Origin of the sequence: Solibacillus sp. FSL H8-0523, from assembly GCF_038051985.1 — a bacterium.
Classification (GTDB): domain Bacteria; phylum Bacillota; class Bacilli; order Bacillales_A; family Planococcaceae; genus Solibacillus.
Map to the genome: position 1 here is coordinate 1,710,233 of NZ_CP150291.1, position 20,210 is coordinate 1,730,442.

Below are 20,210 nucleotides of genomic sequence, written 5' to 3' on the forward strand. Positions count from 1 at the left end.
AGATGATGTCTTGCTAAAAGTAATTATTGCAGGCGGTCGAGATTTTATTGATTATGAATTACTCAAACAAAAAGCGGATTTCCTTTTACAGAATCAATCTGAAGTAGAGATTGTGTCTGGTGCGGCCAAAGGCGCTGATAAATTAGGCGAAAAATATGCAAAAGAAAAAGGCTATCCAATTAGTTCACATCCTGCAAATTGGGATAAACATGGTAGGTCGGCAGGCTATATTCGCAACAAGGAAATGGCTGAATATGCAGATGTTTTAATTGCATTTTGGGACGGTAAGAGTAAAGGAACTAAGCATATGATTGACTTGGCTACAAAACATGGCTTAAAAGTGAGAATCGTTAACTATGACGAAACTTCATAAACATTAAAGAGGAATTCATATTTTGAATTAATTTGTAAAGGAAGTGCGTCAAATGGTTGAATGGCACGAAGTTAGTAATAATACAGTCGGAATTGAAACAATGGCTTTTGAAAACAATGAAATTATAAATGGTTATGGTCGTATCGTAGGTTATAACGGCATTTTAAAAGGAGATAAAGTAAGTTTTAGGGAAGAGACATATACAGTAGTAATGGTATCACGCTTAGGACATATGGGCTTATCTAAAACAGGCGCATTACCTTATATAGAAACGGTTTACCCTAATGAATTGAATAAAAAATAACTGCACAAAAGGAAGCGAATTTATATGACTATATTTTTTACGGCAGACCAACATTTTTTTCATAAGAATGTGCTTACATTTGAGCAGCGTCCATTTGCAACAGTTGAGGAAATGAATGAAGCGCTCATTCAAGCTTGGAATCGTGTTGTTGGTTATCTTGATACGGTATATGTAATAGGCGATTTTGTGTTTCATAAATATGCAAATTGGGTGGAGATTTTGGAGAGGCTGCGAGGTCAAATTGTACTTATTCGCGGCAATCATGATGACAACAAAGTTGTGAAACGTTTGGTGAATGAGGGGTATTTTTATGATTATCATGATGTGGGCGTGTACTTGAAGGTGGATGGACATCAACTGTGGCTCTCTCATTATCCGATGGAAATTGGTTTGCGTCCTAAAAAGTGGTCTATTCATGGACATATTCATTCCGTTCCGAGTACATGGGACAATCAAATTAATGTAGGGGTAGACAGTCCTCTATTAAAATCCTTACCTTTTGGCGAACCGCTGTCGGTGGAAATGCTAGTTGAAATTTTGAATGAGCGTACTCCTTCTATTGAAGAAAGATTTACTTTACAAAGAAATAAGGAGGAGAACAATGATTGAATTTGAGCGCTTTATACCTTTTTACACAACAATAAAGGACAATAAATTAATCCTTTATTTCGCATATAAGTACTTATCCATTAAGAAAGATGGATGCGTTTTTGAATTTATTCCTAGTGAAGATAATAGAATTGTTGTTTGTCTTGCTACAAAGGCTATCGTGAATGTAAGTGATATGTTTGCATTTAAAAAAGGACAACAGACGATTAAACTTCCGTTGTATCAGTTAATGTTAGTTTCTAATATGAGAACACACTTGTTGCCAATAATTGAAGAAACAAGAGAAAAAATGGAAGCAAAAACAAAAGGTGAAAAGATATTTATGCAAATTCCTAAAGCTACCCGTGAAGAGGCAGTGGAGTTAATTCGTGAACTCGAAGAGGATAATATCGCACGGTTACTCGAAAAATCTTTAATGAACAACGATAAAGTTCTTTTTGAACAGGTAGTTAAGCTAAAGAAGTAGAAACATGGAGGACGTTCTAATGGGTGAGTTTGAAGCGGCTATAAAGCAACTGAAAGAGGAAGGGTATTCAATAGAAGAAATCTATGGTGCAATAAATAGACTCAAACAGGCAGCGCGTGAAAATTCAGTTGCCATGACTGATACAGAAATGTTTATCAAATCCATCTTTGAAAATGAGGAGTTTTAATCAAATGATTAAATTAATTGCAGCAGTCGATCTTAATTGGGGATTGGGATATAACAATCAGTTGCTATTTCGTATTGAGGAAGATATGAAACGCTTCAGAAAGCTCACAGAGGGGCATATCGTTGTAATGGGTAGAAGAACTTATGAGTCACTAGGAAAGCCCCTTAGAAAGCGTGTGAACGTGGTTGTGACACGTAATAAGGAATATAAACCGAGTGATTCTAGCGTTTTCGTAGAACATAACATAAATAAAGTTTTAAAATATTATCTTGGTACAGGCGAACAAGATAAGGATTTATGGGTGATCGGTGGTGCTGATATTTATGAAGCGTTTATAGAATGTGCAGATGAAATATGGATCACACATGTAAATGCAGCAGCGGAAAATGTAGATACGTGGTTTCCGTTTGAGGGGTTAGACGAATTTAAAGCTGTTGAGGTGCTAATGGATTGGGATGAGGAGAATTGTTGCAGCTATTCTTTTGTGAAGTATGAACGAATTTATTAAATGAGGGGATGATGGCACTGAAAGATGAGAATACTAAGAAGGCTAGTGTGAATGACGATGGTGCGAAAGAGGTTACTTTAGGAGATAAAAAATATTTGCATACGTCTGATGAAGAGTGGGATTACTTAGTTAGAACAACAGACAAAGGTATGAAGATAACTTTAAAATTCACAAAAGACGAAGAAAAAAACAAGGAAGCACTGGAAGGAATTAAAACTTTTTTTTCATGGCTATAATACTGTAAGATAATATTGACTGCCTTAAATGGCGGTTTTTTTATTAATGGAAAGAGAGGATTTTATGAAAAAGAAAAGAGTTTGGTGTCTATATCGTGTATCTATTAAGAAACAAGTGAGTTCTGATGATGATATACCAATGCAAAGAAATGCTTGTATGAACTTTGTTAATACAAAAACAGATTGGGAAATAACAAATGAGTTATATGAAAAAGGTGTATCAGGTTGGAAGAAAAAGGCGAAAGACCGAGATGAAATGAATATAATTAGGGAAGGAGCAATAAATAAAGAATTTGATGTTCTACTCGTTTTTATGAATGACCGTTTAGGCAGACGAGAAGATGAAACACCTTTTGTAGTTCAATTTTTAATTGAGCAAGGAGTAGAAGTATGGTCGGTTCAAGAAGGACAAATTAAAATTGAACATCATATTGATAAATTATTGAATTTCATTACTTTTTGGCAGTCATCTGGAGAGAGTGATAAAACATCAGTACGTTCAAGAGAAGCAAAAAAACAACTCAGTGAACAGGGGTATTATCAAGGCGGGAAAGCGCCATATGGTTACAAGCTTATAGAGACAGATAGACCGCATTGGAAACATAAAGATAGAATGGAAAAGGAATTAGTTGTAAATAAAGACGAAGCAGAAGTGATAAAACTACTGTTTAGTCTTTATGTAGATAAACACATGGGTTTCCGTAAAATTCTTAATTATTTAAATGAAAACGGGTATCGAACTAGGGAAGGTAGATTCTTTGGAATAACAACGATTCAAAGAATTATAAAGAATACAATATATATTGGAAAAAAAGTATATATTGGATTCAGTGGTAAGAAGGGTGATACACAACCATACAATGAAAAATTAAGAATAATTTCTGACGATCAATTTCATATGGCACAAAAAGTACTTGCTAAAAGAAAAAGTAAAATACATGAGCAGGACAGAACAGGAATCCCCCTGTCTGGAAGACTGAAATTTTCTGGATTAGCTTTTTGTGAGTATTGTGGTGGGAAATTACAAGCCAATTATTTTTATAGAACACAAAAAAATAAAAATACAGGAACTATTTATGAAAATTATATTACTTACCGCTATCAGTGTTTGATAAATAATGGTAAATCAAAAGATAATCATCAACAAGTTATATTTGGTTCAACTAAATATGATGAAATTGCTATTGAAGAAATAAAAAGAACATTTTCCCAATTAGACATAGACTTGTATATTGAAACTTCTGTTAAGCAAAGAAAAAAACAAATAGCACAAAAAGAAAAAAACATAAAAATTTTAAGTAGGGAAACTGAACAATATAAAAAACAATTGATAGTATTGAACAATGAAATTTCAATCGCCTTGCTAGGGGAAAGTAAATTTTCGCCCGATCAACTTTCATCTGCAATCGCCTCAACAGAAGAACAGATAAGAACAACAATTGAAAATATGAATTCTTTATTAGAGGAGATTAGGATCGAAAAGGAAAATTCTTTTAGTGCTGATTATGTGGCAAAAGAATTGAAAGATTGGGAAAATAAATTTGACAATGCAGACAATGATCTAAAAAAAGCTATGCTTTCAAGAGTAGTAAATAAGGTGTATTTTGGTAAAAATAAAGTGGAAATAGAATACAATCTTATATTAGAGGAATGTTTGAAAGAAATGAAATAAAATATCGTGAGATAATAAAATTTAGTTTTTTTTTTGCTTAATAGTAGTGCATTTTGTACCCGTTCACCAATGCTGACGCAACAATTGCAGAAGTACGTGAGGCTGCGAATTTGGCATACATTGATAAAGATATTTTGGAGTTCTCTGAAGGCTATAAAACGGTTGTCGGTGAGCGCGGTGTATCTTTATCCGGTGGGCAAAAGCAGCGTATTTCAATTGCGCGTGCCCTACTAATGAAACCGGAGCTACTCATTTTAGATGACTCATTATCGGCGGTGGATGCACGTACCGAAGAGGCAATTTTACACGCCCTAAAAGAAGAGCGTAAGGATGCGACAACAATCATCACATCGCACCGTTTAAGCGCGATTCAACAGGCGCACCAAATCATCGTGATTGATAACGGGACGATCATCGAAAAGGGAACGCATGATGAATTAATGGCTAAAAAAGGCAGCTATTACGAAATGTATCAACTACAACAGCTTGAGCAGCTAGTGGAAAAAGGTGGTGACGCGCATGAAAAATGAGCAAGTATCAGAAACGCTTTCTAGTAAAGAGCAGCGCGTCGTATTAAAGCGGTTATTCTCGTATTTAAAGCCGCATAAAAAGCTGTTGTTCGTTGCGCTATTCTTCCTTGCATTAACCGTAGTAGGCGATATGCTTGGGCCGTATTTAATTAAAGTGTTTATCGATGATTACTTAATGCCGGGTGATATTGTGTATAAGCCGGTTATGACCTTAGCAATTAGCTATTTTGCGATTCAGGTGTTAAACATATTTATAACGTATTTCCAGACGATTAAATTCCAGGAGCTTGCCTTAAAAATTATTCAGCAGCTGCGTATTGACGTGTTTTCGAAAATTCATAAGCTCGGCATGCGTTATTTTGACCAAGTGCCAGCTGGTTCAATCGTTTCACGTGCAACGAATGATACGGAAGCGATTAAGGATATGTTCGTGTCTGTTTTGATAAGCTTTGTACAGGCGGCGTTTTTAATTGTCGGTGTGTACATTGCGATGTTTTTACTGAATGCGAAATTAGCGCTGTTTATGCTGCTGATTTTACCGATTGTCATTTATATTATTTACCTATATCGTAAGCTGAGCTCGGTTGTATATATGCGTATGCGTGAAAAGTTGGGGCAGTTAAATGCAAAGTTGTCTGAGACATTATCAGGCATGAGCATTGTGCAGGCTTTCCGCCAAGAAAAGCGTTTTAATGATGATTTTGACGAAGTGAACGAGGAGCATTACCAGGCAATGCTTGCCAACATGAAAATGAACAGCTTGCTATTACGTCCGGTTATTGACCTTGTGTACTTTGCCGCCATTATTATTTTACTATTTTACTTTGGCTGGACATCGTTTGATACAGCGGTTGAGGTTGGGGTTGTGTACGCGTTTGTGACGTATATGAACCGATTCTTCGATCCGATTAACCAAATGATGGAGCGTTTAGCGCTGTTCCAACAGGCGATTGTTGCCGCATCACGCGTGTTTAAGCTGATGGACGAGGAAGAACTAGAGCCACAGCAGTTAGCTAAGCCTCTTGAAGTAACGAATGGTCGCATTGAATTTAAAGATGTGTCGTTTAGCTATGATGGTGAGCGTGATGTGCTAAAAAACATTTCGTTTACCGTCAATCATGGGGAAACGGTGGCACTTGTTGGTCATACCGGTTCAGGGAAAAGCTCGATTATTAATTTACTCATGCGCTTTTACGAGTTCGAGCGCGGTGATATTTTAGTGGACGGTGAGTCGATTAAAGATTACTCGCAGCAAGAGCTTCGCGATAAAATGGGGCTTGTGCTGCAAGATCCTTTCCTGTTTTACGGGACGGTCGAGTCGAATATTCGCTTGTATAGTGAACACTTGAGCCTTTCGGATGTAAAAGAAGCCGCGGAGTTTGTGCAGGCGGCGGACTTTATTGAAAGTCTGCCAGATGGCTATCAAAGCCGAGTAACAGAGCGTGGTTCAACGTTCTCGAGCGGGCAGCGTCAACTCATTGCCTTTGCAAGAACCGTGGCGACGAATCCGAAAGTACTGGTGTTAGATGAGGCAACGGCGTCGATTGATACCGAAACCGAAGTCGGCATTCAAGCATCATTAGAAAAAATGCGTAAAGGCCGCACAACGATTGCCATTGCGCACCGTTTGTCGACAATTCAAGATGCCGAGCAGATTTTAGTGCTGCATAAAGGAGAGATTGTCGAGCGCGGGACGCATCAGGAGTTACTGGCGCAAAAAGGGCTGTATGAGAAGATGTATTTGTTGCAGAATAGGATAGTAGAATAAATAAGCGAGCGGATCACTGAGATGACCGCTCGTTTTTTGGTTGGTAAAAAGTATTATACCAGCTATAAAATGATGTTTTCATCAAATTTAGGAGAAATTGTGAAATAATGTATTAATGAGTTTGTAATTAAGATATATTAAAAACAACATATAATATTTTTGGAGGTAAGAAATGGATAACTATGAGATTTTGTTTTCATCAAATGGTATAAGTAATAAGCGATATAAGCTAGAAAACAAGAAATTAGAATACAGATTTGATGGGACAGATTTTAATGGTAATGTTATTAAAGATATAATTCAATTTGTGAATATAGCACGAAGTAAATTTTATAGAGTGCCAATATATTTCAATTTAGGTGAAGTGAAATTTCAAGATAAATTAACTTATATTCTTTTTGAATGTATTTGTAATTATCTTATTGTTGATTGTAAAACTAAAGTGAATGTGGGTTTTAAAGTGGAAACAAATATTGGTACGCTAGGTATAATATCTTCTCCATTAACATTATTATCAAAAAAAGATGAAACAAAAAAGTTTATAGAAGTATTTAATAGTGAAATTTATAAATTTCATTATAGAAGGATTATAAAGTTTCAAGAATATAAAGATCGTTTTTTATTGTCAAAATTAATGACTGATATAGATTCTTTTTTAAAACCATTTAATGTAATAAAACAATATAGAGATGCGATAGCCGAAGTTATTGTTGAACTTGTTGGAAATGTCTTTGAACACGCAAAAACTGACTGCCTAATTGATTTAGATGTAACAGAAGATACATTTACGAAGCAAGAAGGGGAAGATTTATACTATGGAATAAATATTGCTATACTTAATTTTTCTGATACATTATTAGGTAGCGGAATTGCAGAGAAGATTAAAGAAAAAGAAATGTTAAATGATAGGCATGAGAAATTGTTGCAAGCATATATTATACATAGTGAGAGTTACGATTTTGATTATACGGAAAAGGATTTCTTTAATATTGCTTCATTTCAACATAAGATTTCTGGAAGGATGAGTAAAGAGCATACAGGTGGTACAGGTCTTAAAAAGTTAATAAGTAGATTAGAAGATTACTCAGATGACTATTTATGTTATGTTTTAAGTGGTGATAGAGTTGTTTTTTTTGAAAAAGATTATTTGAAATATAATGAAGATAGCTGGATTGGATTTAACGATGAGAATGATTTTTTAAATTATGCTCCTAAAAAAGAGCTCTTAAGCTATAGTAAAACTTACATGCCTGGAACAGCTTATAATTTGAATTTTGTTATGAAAATGGGGGAATGAAATAATGAATAATTTTGAATTGGATCTTGATAAGACAATAACAAAATTAGCCGGAAATCAATTAGGTAGATATATTTTTCAAGAGCAATTAAAGGAAGAAATAGATTATAAAAAAGAAATTACTATCACTTTTCCAGATAGAATTGATACTATAGCATCGTCATTTATTCAAGGTTTTTTCGAAGAAATTGTTCAAAATATTGGAATTAGTGGAGTAGAAAGTATGGTTATTATTAATTCTTCAATCCCGAATATTAAGAAATTAATTTTAGAAAATCTTTTATAGAAATTGAAGGTGACTAGTGAGATGGATTTAGCCGCATTGATTGTAGCTATTGTAGCAATTTTAGTATCCTTATTTGTAGCTATTATACAATATAATAAAGAAATAAAGCTAAATAGAATAAATTTAGAGTCAGTATATATAAACGAAATTTATAAAGAATATCTAATAACAGGTCTTCCAAATGCTAGAAAGCATCTTCATATCACTCCAGATGGTCAGCTACTATACATTGACAAATTAGTGAATGAATTAAATAGTATGAGGCAAAGTTCATTATACTATTTATACAATGATAAGGAATTTTATAATCGTTTAAAAAATAATTGTCAATTGATGGAGGACTTCTTAGTTGATATGTCATCTAAAGAAATTTTGGGAGAAGATCAAGTGGAATTTTATAATAAAATACAGTCTCAAATGAAAGATATTTATAAAGTTGTTAATGAAAAATTTATGGGTAAAAAATTTTAAAAATCAATTGTCAGGTTGAGAAACTGTTTGTTTTCATATTCTTTAACCTCTGACGAGAGTAAAACTTTGAATTGGTGAGTCTCGCAAACGGTAATAAAGACAGTAGTATGGTCACTTACCACGTGGCCATACTACTGTCTTGCCGTAGCCCATCAATTAATGTATCACTCACTTCCATTTACTCCTCCCCAAACAACAACATTTACATCCCACCATTCGACATCTATAATAGTTCTATTACATTCATAGAAGGTGCAACAATGTCAGAACAAAAACAAGGCATCCTGTTTGCGGCAGGGGCCTATTTAATGTGGGGACTGATCCCACTTTATTGGAAACAGGTGCAACATGTTTCGAGTCTCGAAATATTAGCGGGGCGCGTCATATGGTCATTCATTTTTACCGCAGCATTCATCCTCATTATTAAACAGAGTAAACACTTACTTGCGGACATTAAGGTACTGTGGGGAAAACAGCTTCAGTTTTGGCTGTTGTTTGTCGCGTCGCTTATTATTAGTCTCAACTGGGGCGTGTATATTTGGGCGGTCAATAACGATCACTTATTACAGGCGAGTCTCGGTTATTATATTAATCCACTCATTTCGGTGTTGTTTGGGCTGTTATTCTTTAAGGAAAAGCTGTCTGCGGCTACAATTACTGCCGTTGTGATTGCGGCGATTGGGGTAGGGTATCAAGCGATTTTAGGGGGATCCATTCCGTGGGTGTCATTAACACTTGCGCTTACTTTCGCGTTTTATGGTGTTATTAAAAAGAAAATCCCACTTGATGCAACACGTGGACTAGCAATTGAAACGCTATTCATTTTACCGATTGCGATTGTCGGTTACATTTATTTAATGCAAACAACAGATATTGCGTTTTTAAACGTTGATCTGAAAACGAACCTCTTTTTAATCGGCAGTGGCATTATTACTGCGCTACCACTTGTGTTATTTGCAAAAGGTGCGCAGAAGATTCCGCTTTATTTAATGGGCTTCATTCAGTTTTTATCGCCAACGATGAGCTTAGTTATTGGGATTTTTGTCTTTAAGGAGCCATTTACGATGACGGAACTGTTTACGTTTAGCTGTATTTGGCTGGCGGTACTCATTTTCTCGGCGTCGAAATTTATCGAAGCACGCAAAAGACATGCTATTTAAATCAACATTTCCTCGTAGGCACTCGCTTACGGGGATTTTTGAGCTCTGTAAGTATAAATTTTACTGTCATAGCAGTGTCTAGGCATTCGCGCCAGCCCCTCGAGCTTTTCGGTTCCGTCGTCGAAAGTGGTGAATCGTTTACTTTCTAATCAGACCCTCCAAAGCTTGTCGGGGCTTAAAGGGCGTGAATGCGCTTTTCTAATTAAAAACAACACGCATAAAGATGCCGATTCCGATTATGCTAACAAAAGCAAGCATACCGAACACCGAACCGTATAAATTCAAAAATCACGTACTGTTCACGTGTATCAGGGTCTCGATTAGACCTTTCGTTCGTGCGCATAGATTTCCTCCTGTTCGAGTGTTTCTTCTTATTAATTTATGTTTAATGATTTGTTTATTATATCAAAAGTTTCGCCCTAATTTTTGCTGAGAAGTCGAAATATTCTTGAATTCGATTTTTCCTTCTATTATTTCGTTTTTCTAATTGTTACAACCGTTTGTTTGTGCTAACATTGCTTAATGAATGGTATGTGAAAGTTTAAACAATCGAGTAAACTTTTATAAGTAAAAAATATTAAGTGTTGGCAAAGGAGAGTTATTATGTCAGAAATGAATAATCAGGTAGAAAAAGTGTCTGTTTCACAAGAGCAATTAGACGTTTTAGACCAACTATTAAAGCCAGAGGTACAAGCTTCGTTAACAACTTTAGTGGACAACTTACCAAAGTTAGCTGAAATGACAACGCTTTTAACAAAAGCATATGATTTCGCAACGGCTGTAGCAACGGATGAAACATTAAAAAATGATACAGTTGCGGCTGTAACTGAAATGGCAACTCCAGTAGTAGATACGGCAAAATCTTTAGCTCAAACGGCGATCGAAGCAAAAGACCGTGCTGAAGCAACAAGTGAAACTGTTGGTGTATTTGGCCTATTAAAAATGTTAAAAGACCCACAAGTTCAAGGCGCATTACGTTTTGCTAACGCATTTTTAGCTGTAGCAGCTGAGAAAAAAGTCAAATAATTAATTCGCACAATCTAATTTAATTGGAGGATGTTATCATGGTAACAAAAGATATCGTTATTTTAGGTGCTGGTTTTGCTGGTGTTTTAGCTGCTCAAACAGCTCGCAAATATTTAAATACATTAGAAGCGAACATTACAGTTGTAAACCAATTCCCAACGCACCAAATCATTACTGAATTACACCGTTTAGCTGGTGGTACAATCAAAGAGGGCGCGGTTGCATTATCTTTAGAGAAAATCTTCAAAGGTAAAGACATCAACCTTGAAATCGCGAAAGTAAACAGCTTCAACGCAGACAAAAAAGAAGTACAATTATCAAACGGTAAAACATTATCTTATGATACATTAGTTGTTTCTTTAGGTTCTCAAACTGGATTCTTCGGCATCCCAGGCTTAGAGGAAAACTCATTCGTATTAAAATCAGTGGATGAAGCAAACGCAATCCGTGAGCACATCGAAGCACGTATTGCTGAATATGCGAAATCAAAAAATGAAGCAGACGCAACAATCGTTATCGGTGGTGGCGGTTTAACAGGCGTAGAGCTTGTTGGTGAAATCGTAGACCACTTCCCGAAAGTAGCTGCTAAATATGGCGTTCCATTCGAAGATTTAAAAATCAAGTTAGTTGAAGCTGGTCCAAAAATCTTACCAGTATTCCCAGACAACTTAATCGAACGCGCAACAACTTCACTTGCAAAACGTGGTGTTGAATTCATCACTTCTACTCCTGTAACAGGCGTTGAAGGTAATGTTATTCAATTAAAAGACCGCGAGCCAATCGTTGCCAACACATTAGTATGGACTGGTGGGGTTGCTCCACTTCCATTAGTAGGCGAATCAGGTTTAAACTGTGACCGTGGTAAAGCGACAATCAACGACTACTTACAATCTACTTCTCATCCAGACGTATTTGTAATCGGTGATGCTTCTGCACACATTCCAAACCCAGGCGACCGTCCAACTTACGCGCCAACTGCTCAAGTAGCATGGCAACAAGGCGAAATTGCTGGTTACAACATTTTCGCGCAGGTTTTAGGTCACGACATGAAAGAATTCAAGTTCACAAACTCTGGTACATTAGGTTCTTTAGGACGTAAAGATGGTATCGCAACAGTGGGCGCGAACAATACACAATTAGTAGGCTTACCAGCTTCATTAATGAAAGAAGCATCTAACATCCGTTACATGACGCACATTAAAGCGTTATTCGGCTTAGCTTATTAATCAAAAGCACTAAAAACAGTCAAGAGGGATTCCATTTCCTCTTGGCCTTTTTTGTGTAGTAATAAGTTTATTAAAGATTGAATTTTTTGTATAATCAAATAAAAGAATTGAAGGTGGTGGATACTATGAACCAATTTGATGTTCAAGAGGCACTATTTTTACTATCACAAGAGCAACGTAAAAACTATGAACAGCTTCATCAGTATGAATATTATTTTTATTTACTCCGCCATGATTTTGTCGATAAGCTCTATGTACAGTATAGTATGGCTGATTTATGGACTTATTTTTATTTTGATAAACTACCGATTGTTCATTCGGAAAATGCACTCTTTTATATACTGCGTCATTATTTATTAGATAACACAATGAAAAACCCAAATTTTGATCGAGTAAAAAGGGGAACGGTAGGCTCAACGATTCGAGCGCTAATTGCTGCAGCTTCTACAATGAACTTATATTTAGATCACTTACGCACGATTTTACCTAATCTACCACAGGCGGACTTTGATTTTTATGAAAAATTTTCGATGAACAAACGTATCCTATTTGATCAAAGGTTTATGGAATATGAGCATTATCCTAAGCGCCTTATACAAATTGACACGATTATTATGAAGGAACTAAGGGAATTAACAAATACTCAATGTCCTCAGTTTAATCAGAAAATCGAGGAGATGAAAAAATTAATTGATCATATGGCCCTCGTCGAACGTGATTTTTTTGATACAGCAGCTTACTAATTGTGGAGGTATATATGGAAAAACAGCTAGATATTCAGCAATTATTTAATTCGCATAAAGAGCAGCAGTTTAAGACGTTAACAGAGGAGTTTAGTAGCTTTAAAAAAGTGGTTATACAAGCGATTGAGCAGTCAAATCGTGAGGTGTTAATGACGGCGTTAGGTAATTATTCAGAGCCTTTTATTTTATTTGGGGATCATTATGAAGTCTTGCAGTTTTTTTATGATATAGAAGAGCCAATTAGCGTGCAGTGTCCAGAAATGTTGGCTGTGCTCTATTTAATCATTGGTCATTGCTACTATATCCAGTTAAATCAAAAGTTAGCGAAAAACTATTATAAAAAAGCAACAAGTATCGCCTTTGAATATCAAATTTATGAGGTAATATCCATTACGGGTAATAATATAAGCAATATCAATATAGATCATGTCCCGGATGAAACGCTTTTTGAAATCAGTAAAATGTCCGCAATTTTTTATTTGTTGAAAAAAACGCAGCATGAGCCAAACTTTATCTACCGGATTATCACTCATGCCGAAATGGCCATCCGAACCAAACGCTTTGATTATGCCAACCAAGTGCTGGCACGCTTTGCGGATTCGCCAAATATTAAAGAAAAAAGTAGAATGTGGTATCAAATTAAAGCGTTAAAGGGAGAGATCTTATTTGGCAAGGGACAATGCAAAGCCGCTCTAATCACTTTCCAGGAAGTGTTAATGGCGTGTGTTGTCGATAACCATTATAAGGACATCATTATTTATTGTAGTGAAAAATTAAGAGAATGTTTCACTTTTTTAAATAATCAAAAGCGCGCACATGATTTTGAACAATCGTCCAATCGTTATTTAAGCGAGGTTGAGTCCATTAATCAGAAGCTTGAGAATTACTTTAAGCAGAAGGTATCCCATTTGCTTGAGGATCGCTATTCGGAGTCACGAGAGACGTTTGAGCAGGAAGCGCAGATCCTTTTTTCAGATTTAACGGAGCCCGGCTATACGCTAGCAGTCGTGGAATTTAAAACACTTTCACATGATTCTCGTATTGTAGAACATGTGATTAATATGCTAAATGACGAGATGCTTACAACCTTTTCTGCAAACGTAGTCTTATCTGCGCGCATGAATAAAACAACGGTATCTTTTGTTATCACACTGCCAGAACAGCAATTTGACGAGGAAGTAAAAGCCGTTTTTGCGACTATCCGCCAGCGTTATCCGAGGGGAGCTAGTGATTTAGAAGCGATGTATTTTGCGAGTGTTAATAATAAGGATAATGGGTTAGCCAGCTATGAAAAATGCCTAGAGCTCGCGAATGCGTATATTTATTACGAGTTGTATAAATGAAGGATTACCCCTATTTATTTTAGAATTTTACCAAAATACTAAAAATTCTAAAAAATAACTTTCGAAATTCTGTGATTACCTTTAGAATAGAAGTAGCGACATCAGAGGAGGTATCATTTTATGTTAGTGAAACAAAGAATTGTTAAGAAGAAAGACGTTAGTTATGTTAAGGAATCGGATACAATTTCTCACGTACTTGGTCAGTTAAATGACAATGGCTTCCGTTGTATTCCGGTGTTAGATGACAACGGCGGAAAATTTATTGGCAATATTTATAAAGTAGAAGTACTAGAGTACAAGCTTAAAGACGGCGATATGAAGCAGCCGGTGAAAAATTTAGCTGAAGAGGGCGATGCATTCGTTCACGAAAACAGCTCATTTTTCGAGGTGTTCCATTCAATTAAGCAATTACCTTATTTAGCGGTTACCGATACAAAAGGCAACTTTGCAGGCATTCTCCCGCACTCTAAGGTGTTTGAATTACTAGAAGAGGCGTGGGGCTATCGAACAGGCAGCTGTGCAGTGACAATTGCGCTACCAGATACAGATGGCATTTTAATCAAAGTGCTAACAGCTGTGAAAAAGGTATGGCCATTACACTGTGTGTTCTCATTAGACGACGACACTACATACTTACGTCGCGTAGTTATTACCCTGACAAAAGGCGCGAAACAAGCAACTGTCGACGAATTAGAGCAAGCAATGGTTAAGCAAGGTGCACGTATTATTGATATCGAAGTGTTTGATAAAGAAAACTTCTAATTTTTTAGGGCCTTCACTTTTTGTGGAGGCTTTATTTATTTTACTTATAAATAATTAGAATGAAAAAACGTGTAGTGCCTTTTCTAGTAAAATGTTATCGGAATGATTGTCACTATTTTGGTTTTAACTTCATAAAATGCAGGGAATAGTAAGCCTAAAAGTGGGTGAAGATCATGCAAACAGCATTAAAATATTTCCGTCAAACGCATCTAGACTATTTATGGCTTCATTTTTTAGTCGCGGTTGTACTGGTTTTTACATCGGTTTTTTGGTTTGTTGTTCCGTATTTCATCATTAGTTACGGCAAGTATTCGCCGAGCACCTTGCAGAAAATCCTTATTTTAGGAACAATGTATACCGCTCCGTCGTTTTTGATTACACTCCATTGCTGGTTTATCAATCTTAAAGCAGCGTTGAAATGGAAGGAAAAGCACCCTGATGGAAGTATTTGGACGTGGCTGCTGCGCTTTCAGTCGATTACGATTGTTATCGTCATTGTGTTTACTTCGATTATTTACTCGAGTCTGTTCATTATCGATATGCTTCGATAAGACCGTGCCTTTATACAGGAAACAGAGGGCTAGCTGAGGCTGGGTTATATGTCAAAAAATGTTCACATCTCAAATGGAAGTATTGTGACTGGAAATTTGGTACGATAAGTTCATTACGATGAAGGAGATTTGAACAGCATGAATACAGATTTAAATGTCTTCTTAGCGTTTGGTGCTGGATTTTTAAGCTTTATATCGCCCTGCACCTTACCGCTTTATCCTGCGTTTTTGTCGTATATAACCGGCATGACGTTAGACGAGCTTAAAAGCGAACGAGGAATGATGCAAAAACGCGCAGTATTACATACATTATTTTTCCTGCTTGGCTTTTCAATCATATTTATTGCAATCGGCTTTGGCACAACACTTGCACAAGAGTTTTTCTGGCAATACCAGGACCTTATGCGCCAAATTGGAGCGATATTGATCGTCGTATTTGGTCTCATGATCGTAGGGTTATTACAGGTAGATTTTCTTATGAAGGACCGAAAATTCCAATTTAAAAACCGTCCGTCTGGCTACGTTGGCTCGGTGTTTATTGGTTTAGCATTTGCAGCAGGCTGGACACCATGTACAGGACCTATTTTAATGTCGATTATCGCACTAGGCGGTACCAATCCTGATTCAGCGATTTGGTATATGCTTGCATATTATTTAGGCTTTGCGATTCCGTTCTTTACACTCTCATTCTTCATTTCTCGTATGCAATGGATTCGTAAGCACAGCCAAAAAATCGTGAAAGTCGGCGGATATATTATGATTGCTGTCGGAATTTTATTATTCTTTGATGGGCTCACATATATCATCACCATTTTCTCATCGATTTTCGGTGGTTTTACTGGATTCTAATTGTTTCGAACACGTTTCTAGCGTGGTATACTAAGGAAAGTGATGTGAGAGCTACATGCCAACAGTTTTAGTTGTAGATGATGCGTTATTTATGCGTGTTGCGATCGGTAATATGTTAAAAGAATGGGGATTTGAAATCGTCGGTGAGGCGGAGAATGGTAAAGAGGCAATCGCACTTTATGACCAATTGAAGCCGGATCTTGTGACGATGGATGTCACGATGCCAGTTATGACGGGCATTGATGCCGTTAAAACGATCGTTGATAAAGACCCTGACGCAAAGGTGATTATGATTACAGCACTTGGGCAGCAAAAGAAAATCAAGGCTGCCATAGAAAGTGGAGCGAAAGACTTTATTACAAAACCTTTTCAACCCGAACAATTAAAAGAAGTAGCATTTAACATCCTCAATTTAACGTATTAAAGTCAGCTGTAGAGGAGGATTATCATGTTTGACAATATCCCTTCTCACTATTTAATAATTGGTACGACGATTATGGCCGCATTCATGGGAACCTTCGCACTCTTCGTTCGCTTACGTGCCCAAAAGAAACCTGTAAGTGCGAAAAAAATTCTCATTCCACCATTTGCGATGTCAACAGGTGCATTAATGTTTATTTTTGAGGAATTCCGCGTAGCGCCCTTGCAAATAGTAGAGGCAGTCGCACTAGGCTTAGTGTTTTCTGTCATCTTAATTGCCACGTCGAAATTTGAAGTACGTGAGTCGGCAATTTATATGAAACAATCCAAGGCGTTTCCTTTTATATTAGTGGGATTATTAGTTTTCCGTATTATTTTGAAAACGCTATTTGCCGATAGCTTAGATGTCGGAGAATTAGCAGGTATGTTCTTTATTTTAGCGTTTTCCATGCTACTACCATGGCGTATTGGCATGCTCATTAAATTCAAAAAGCTTCAAAAATCACAAATTATTTCATGAGAAAAGTGCTAAAGCGCCCATTAAGCCCCGACAGACATTGGAGGACCTGACGCAAAAGTAAAAGCTCCACCACTTTTGCAGGAGGGTTCGAAATGTCCGAGGGGCTGGCGCTTTAGCCTAGACACTGTTATAAAGCTAAAATTTTATACTTTATCTTGAAAAAAGGGATGTGCTGAAAATTTCAGCGCATCCCTTTTAAGCTTCAAATAAATGATCGTATGGTGTTGTATCGATGTGCATTTGTTTTAATTTTTTGCGTAAAAACTTATGGTCACGCTTAGGCGAGGCAATAATATAGCCGCGAATAATTAAGTCCGTATTAATTTTCGTAGCATGCTCGTCCAGTGCAATTTCTCCGATTTTCCCCGCAATCTTTTCCTTCGCTACTTGACGAAACAGCTCTGGCACTGGGGTTACGAGTTCTGCAAGTAACGCCTTTTCCTCATCGCCCCATAGATGAATTGTTTTATCTAAGTAGATGTTTTGCCAATCTAAATCTGATTTCCCGTCTTGCTTTGGAAGCGATTTTAAAAACTTGCGGAACATAAAGAAGCCGCCAATGCCCATTATGCCAACTAATGCTACAACCCAAAATAAAATAAACCATAAAAACCAGCCATCTAAGCCCACAATTGTCACCTCTAATTAAATTCAAATCTTTTTTCTTTTGCATCTAATACGTTCTGCTACGTTCCGGGGAAGCTTTCCGCGGGCACGGCTCCAACTAATTTTTTGCGCCTCTTACGGCGGCACTAAAAATGGATTTTCCGCACGGTGCTCCTGTCGCTACGCTTGCGTCGCAAATAAAGATTTGCTGTTCACGCAGGAGTCCCCCCTCCACTTCGCGCCACTCTGCTTTGGTATAGAATGTGCTTCTATCAAAATGATGAAGTAAATAAATTGGGGAAAATTCCCCTTAAAAAATCATGCTACTTTTAATAAAAGATAATATAGGAAAAGAAACATCTAATAAAAGAATTTCCTACAGAAAGTAGCGTATTGATTAAACGCATATTCAATTAATAGGGAAAAATTTTTTCCACCAACCGCCGCCTCGCGTTAGCGCTAGCGGCTTGATTGTGCGCTTTTCACTTTATACCGAGAGCAAGATTATTGATTGGCGGGCCTCGCAAACGGCATGAAAGACAGTAGTATGGACACGTACCACGTGGCCATAATGCGGTCTTGCCGTAGCCTGCCGATTAATATGCAGAAACAGATTAGAAATGCGCCTCATTTTCTCACTAATTCCTATTATATATTTTTTTGTAATTATTTTCATTTTATTTTCCCTTTTTTCGAAAATTCGTGACATATATAAGGTAAGGAGGTGATAAGCATGAACGATTTCGGATTCTTAAGTTCGACAATCACGGTGTATTTCGAAACGGGTGTTGATGCCAATGATGATTTAATCATCGGGAGCTCAACGTACCGTAACGTTTCGAGTAATGTAACGGCTGCACAGATTCAAGCAGTTGCAACAGCACTTGTTGGTTTAACGGACTACACGTATTTAGAGACGGTGAAAACGACAAAAGATTTAGTAGTGGCTTAATAGCACTCATCTAGGGGGAGGAGGTGAACTAAATGACACAGGTATTACAACTAGTGTTTGCAAATGTCGAAGGAAAGACGATGACATTGAATGTGAAAAATCCAAAGCCGAACTTAACGGAGGCAGAGGTAAACGCAGCGGTGCAGACGATTGCCGATCAAGGTATCTTTTCACATGAAGGGTTAGTGTTCAATGTGAAAAAGTCAGCGAAAATCGTGGAGCGTAATGTGACGCAATTCGAACTAAATGCATAAGGAACGCAACCGGTAAAGTGAGAAGCTTTACCGGTTGTTTTTAGTTAATGAACGGCGCTTTAGCACTTATAAATGAGGAGGTGATTTTATGGAACAGTGGATTGCGCTTGTCCAAGAGGTGACGTTTCCAATCTTTATCACATTTTATTTGTTATATCGTATTGAATCGAAGCTTGAGGCCATTCATACGGCACTTGTTTCGTTGAATCCACCAGACAAACTAACGTGAGTTGTGAAACGAAACTTCACAAAATGGCAACGAAACTTTCGCGCGTTTTCTATTGTACTGCGCGCGAACTTCCTTTAAGATGAAGGTAATGTTTGGAAGAGTGGAGAGAGAGACATGAAAAAAATGGCACTACTATTCACAGCGCTGACGGTTATGATGCTTGGCGCCTGTAGCAACTATCAATTCAAAGCAACGACCAATTTCGAACTAGATAATTTCAATGTACAAGACCACCGAGAAAACCCGGTTTCCTTAGACAGCTTAAAGGGCGAACCGTGGCTGGCAATGTTCATTTTCACAAACTGTCCGGATATTTGTCCACCAATGACGTATAACATGAAAATGATCCAAGACGAGCTAATTGCAAAAGGTGTAGAAGATTACAAAATCGTCGCATTTACAGTCGATCCAAAAAGAGACACAGCAGACGTATTGAAGGCGTATATCGATAATTACGGCGTGGCAGATGAATCGAAATGGTATTTACTAAATGGCTATGACCAAAAATTTATCGAGCAATATGCGAAGAAATCCTTTAAAACACAAGTACTTGCCATGCAAGATAGCGTCGTGCATGCCAATACGTTTTATTTAGTCGACCAAAACGGCGTGGCAGTGAAAAACTATAGCGGTGTACAAGTAGGCAATAGTGAAGTGCCGTTTGACACGATTGTTACGGATTTAGAAACATTGATTAAACAAGGAAATAAGTAATGTGTAGCTGTACTCTTTTGGGAGTGCAGTTTTTTTATGGATGAAGTTTCGAAATTCGCTAAGCATTTGCGTTTTTTTTCCGATGTATATAGTAATGCAGAAACTGAATTATCTAAAATTTATGCTGTTTTAATGGGAAAATTGGTAA

27 protein-coding genes and 1 pseudogene are annotated in these 20,210 nt (G+C 37.0%); 27 read left to right on the forward strand and 1 reads right to left on the reverse strand.

The window, feature by feature from the left end; translation table 11 throughout:
* The first annotated feature begins 10 nt into the window (after window positions 1–10).
* From NSQ62_RS08450 to NSQ62_RS08560, 23 genes and pseudogenes are all read left to right on the forward strand, one after another.
* The gene (locus NSQ62_RS08450) at window positions 11–373 is read left to right on the forward strand and encodes a DUF2493 domain-containing protein (protein WP_341323494.1); all 363 of its coding nucleotides are present in this window, start codon (window positions 11–13) and stop codon (window positions 371–373) included.
* A 52-nt stretch (window positions 374–425) separates the two neighbouring features.
* The gene (locus tag NSQ62_RS08455; RefSeq protein WP_341323495.1) at window positions 426–677 is read left to right on the forward strand and encodes a hypothetical protein; all 252 of its coding nucleotides are present in this window, start codon (window positions 426–428) and stop codon (window positions 675–677) included.
* Between the two features lie 24 nt (window positions 678–701).
* On the forward strand, window positions 702–1,286 hold the full coding sequence (locus tag NSQ62_RS08460) for a metallophosphoesterase (protein WP_341323496.1): 585 nt from the start codon (window positions 702–704) through the stop codon (window positions 1,284–1,286).
* Window positions 1,279–1,752 carry a transcriptional regulator gene (locus NSQ62_RS08465; RefSeq protein WP_341323497.1) on the forward strand — a complete coding sequence of 158 codons (474 nt, stop codon included), beginning with the start codon at window positions 1,279–1,281 and terminating at the stop codon, window positions 1,750–1,752. Before NSQ62_RS08460 ends, NSQ62_RS08465 begins: the two co-directional genes overlap by 8 nt.
* Before the next feature lie 19 nt (window positions 1,753–1,771).
* The gene (locus tag NSQ62_RS08470) at window positions 1,772–1,939 is read left to right on the forward strand and encodes a hypothetical protein (RefSeq protein WP_341323498.1); all 168 of its coding nucleotides are present in this window, start codon (window positions 1,772–1,774) and stop codon (window positions 1,937–1,939) included.
* A 4-nt stretch (window positions 1,940–1,943) separates the two neighbouring features.
* Window positions 1,944–2,447 carry a dihydrofolate reductase gene (locus NSQ62_RS08475; protein WP_341323499.1) on the forward strand — a complete coding sequence of 168 codons (504 nt, stop codon included), beginning with the start codon at window positions 1,944–1,946 and terminating at the stop codon, window positions 2,445–2,447.
* An 8-nt stretch (window positions 2,448–2,455) separates the two neighbouring features.
* Window positions 2,456–2,683, forward strand: a complete 228-nt coding sequence (locus tag NSQ62_RS08480) for a hypothetical protein (RefSeq protein ID WP_341323500.1) — start codon at window positions 2,456–2,458, stop codon at window positions 2,681–2,683.
* Window positions 2,684–2,747: 64 nt separating this feature from the next.
* Window positions 2,748–4,355 carry a recombinase family protein gene (locus tag NSQ62_RS08485; RefSeq protein WP_341323501.1) on the forward strand — a complete coding sequence of 536 codons (1,608 nt, stop codon included), beginning with the start codon at window positions 2,748–2,750 and terminating at the stop codon, window positions 4,353–4,355.
* Between the two features lie 71 nt (window positions 4,356–4,426).
* Window positions 4,427–4,885 (forward strand): annotated as a pseudogene (locus tag NSQ62_RS08490) (ATP-binding cassette domain-containing protein); the annotation flags it as partial.
* A complete protein-coding gene (locus tag NSQ62_RS08495; protein WP_341323502.1) occupies window positions 4,875–6,653 on the forward strand; it encodes an ABC transporter ATP-binding protein in 1,779 nt (592 codons plus the stop codon). The pseudogene NSQ62_RS08490 and the gene NSQ62_RS08495, both read left to right, overlap by 11 nt.
* Window positions 6,654–6,825: 172 nt before the next feature.
* The gene (locus NSQ62_RS08500; RefSeq protein ID WP_341323503.1) at window positions 6,826–7,950 is read left to right on the forward strand and encodes a hypothetical protein; all 1,125 of its coding nucleotides are present in this window, start codon (window positions 6,826–6,828) and stop codon (window positions 7,948–7,950) included.
* 4 nt (window positions 7,951–7,954) lie between these two features.
* Window positions 7,955–8,236, forward strand: a complete 282-nt coding sequence (locus tag NSQ62_RS08505; RefSeq protein WP_341323504.1) for a hypothetical protein — start codon at window positions 7,955–7,957, stop codon at window positions 8,234–8,236.
* 21 nt (window positions 8,237–8,257) lie between these two features.
* A complete protein-coding gene (locus NSQ62_RS08510) occupies window positions 8,258–8,707 on the forward strand; it encodes a hypothetical protein (protein ID WP_341323505.1) in 450 nt (149 codons plus the stop codon).
* Window positions 8,708–8,967: 260 nt separating this feature from the next.
* Window positions 8,968–9,867 carry an EamA family transporter RarD gene (rarD, locus tag NSQ62_RS08515; protein ID WP_341323506.1) on the forward strand — a complete coding sequence of 300 codons (900 nt, stop codon included), beginning with the start codon at window positions 8,968–8,970 and terminating at the stop codon, window positions 9,865–9,867.
* Between the two features lie 603 nt (window positions 9,868–10,470).
* Window positions 10,471–10,893, forward strand: a complete 423-nt coding sequence (locus NSQ62_RS08520; RefSeq protein ID WP_341323507.1) for a DUF1641 domain-containing protein — start codon at window positions 10,471–10,473, stop codon at window positions 10,891–10,893.
* A gap of 38 nt (window positions 10,894–10,931) precedes the next feature.
* Entirely contained in the window at window positions 10,932–12,119 is a 1,188-nt protein-coding gene (locus tag NSQ62_RS08525; RefSeq protein ID WP_341323508.1) for an NAD(P)/FAD-dependent oxidoreductase, read from the forward strand.
* Window positions 12,120–12,244: 125 nt separating this feature from the next.
* Entirely contained in the window at window positions 12,245–12,862 is a 618-nt protein-coding gene (locus NSQ62_RS08530; RefSeq protein ID WP_341323509.1) for a hypothetical protein, read from the forward strand.
* 14 nt (window positions 12,863–12,876) lie between these two features.
* Window positions 12,877–14,205: a hypothetical protein gene (locus NSQ62_RS08535; RefSeq protein WP_341323510.1), complete on the forward strand. Its 1,329-nt coding sequence runs from the start codon at window positions 12,877–12,879 to the stop codon at window positions 14,203–14,205.
* A 120-nt stretch (window positions 14,206–14,325) separates the two neighbouring features.
* Complete coding sequence (gene cbpA, locus NSQ62_RS08540; protein ID WP_341323511.1) at window positions 14,326–14,967, forward strand: cyclic di-AMP binding protein CbpA; 642 nt, start codon at window positions 14,326–14,328, stop codon at window positions 14,965–14,967.
* A 173-nt stretch (window positions 14,968–15,140) separates the two neighbouring features.
* A complete protein-coding gene (locus tag NSQ62_RS08545; RefSeq protein ID WP_341323512.1) occupies window positions 15,141–15,518 on the forward strand; it encodes a hypothetical protein in 378 nt (125 codons plus the stop codon).
* A 138-nt stretch (window positions 15,519–15,656) separates the two neighbouring features.
* Window positions 15,657–16,367 carry a cytochrome c biogenesis protein CcdA gene (locus NSQ62_RS08550; RefSeq protein ID WP_341323513.1) on the forward strand — a complete coding sequence of 237 codons (711 nt, stop codon included), beginning with the start codon at window positions 15,657–15,659 and terminating at the stop codon, window positions 16,365–16,367.
* 55 nt (window positions 16,368–16,422) lie between these two features.
* Window positions 16,423–16,791, forward strand: a complete 369-nt coding sequence (locus NSQ62_RS08555) for a response regulator (protein WP_341323514.1) — start codon at window positions 16,423–16,425, stop codon at window positions 16,789–16,791.
* Window positions 16,792–16,815: 24 nt separating this feature from the next.
* Window positions 16,816–17,307 carry a cytochrome c biogenesis protein CcdC gene (locus tag NSQ62_RS08560; protein ID WP_341323515.1) on the forward strand — a complete coding sequence of 164 codons (492 nt, stop codon included), beginning with the start codon at window positions 16,816–16,818 and terminating at the stop codon, window positions 17,305–17,307.
* Window positions 17,308–17,502: 195 nt separating this feature from the next.
* Here NSQ62_RS08560 and NSQ62_RS08565 read toward each other — a convergent pair whose 3' ends face one another.
* On the reverse strand, window positions 17,503–17,937 hold the full coding sequence (locus tag NSQ62_RS08565) for a DUF2621 domain-containing protein (protein WP_341323516.1): 435 nt from the start codon (window positions 17,935–17,937) through the stop codon (window positions 17,503–17,505).
* 709 nt (window positions 17,938–18,646) lie between these two features.
* Between NSQ62_RS08565 and NSQ62_RS08570 the strand changes: the two genes are divergently transcribed.
* The 4 genes from NSQ62_RS08570 to NSQ62_RS08585 all read left to right on the forward strand — a co-directional run bounded on the left by NSQ62_RS08570 (window position 18,647) and on the right by NSQ62_RS08585 (window position 20,062).
* On the forward strand, window positions 18,647–18,865 hold the full coding sequence (locus NSQ62_RS08570; RefSeq protein WP_341323517.1) for a DUF1659 domain-containing protein: 219 nt from the start codon (window positions 18,647–18,649) through the stop codon (window positions 18,863–18,865).
* A 32-nt stretch (window positions 18,866–18,897) separates the two neighbouring features.
* Window positions 18,898–19,119, forward strand: coding sequence for a DUF2922 domain-containing protein (locus NSQ62_RS08575; protein WP_341323518.1), 222 nt, complete (start codon window positions 18,898–18,900; stop codon window positions 19,117–19,119).
* An 88-nt stretch (window positions 19,120–19,207) separates the two neighbouring features.
* Window positions 19,208–19,348 carry a YvrJ family protein gene (locus NSQ62_RS08580; RefSeq protein ID WP_341323519.1) on the forward strand — a complete coding sequence of 47 codons (141 nt, stop codon included), beginning with the start codon at window positions 19,208–19,210 and terminating at the stop codon, window positions 19,346–19,348.
* Window positions 19,349–19,462: 114 nt separating this feature from the next.
* On the forward strand, window positions 19,463–20,062 hold the full coding sequence (locus NSQ62_RS08585; RefSeq protein ID WP_341323520.1) for an SCO family protein: 600 nt from the start codon (window positions 19,463–19,465) through the stop codon (window positions 20,060–20,062).
* Window positions 20,063–20,210 lie beyond the last annotated feature (148 nt).